The organism is Alcanivorax sp. HI0044, from assembly GCF_001634945.1.
The window spans coordinates 1-243 of the sequence record NZ_LWEZ01000832.1 but is presented as its reverse complement, the minus strand read 5'-3'; the positions used below and the strand labels follow the sequence as shown (position 1 = coordinate 243).

At 53.5% G+C, this 243-nt stretch carries 1 protein-coding gene; it reads left to right on the top strand.

Annotated elements, in window-relative coordinates; all coding sequences use genetic code 11:
• Window positions 1-66 precede the first annotated feature (66 nt).
• The coding region (locus A3730_RS32920) for an NAD(P)-binding protein (protein ID WP_156501125.1) at window positions 67-243 on the top strand (177 nt) is incomplete at its 3' end.

Sequence of the window (243 nt, the reverse complement as noted above, 5' to 3'; positions counted from 1 at the left end):
CTGTGCTCCGCTTCGCTTGTCGGGCACCGGTAACCGAATAAAAGACACAATAAAAACGGGACAGCTATGTACGCAGTGATAGGGGCCGGCCCCATGGGCCTGGCCACGGCCAGGAACCTGAAGAAATACGGTATTCCTTTTGTCGGTTTTGACCTGAATACCGATGTGGGAGGCTTGTGGGATATCGATAACCCGCACAGCACCATGTATGAATCGGCGCATCTGATCTCGTCCAAGACGATG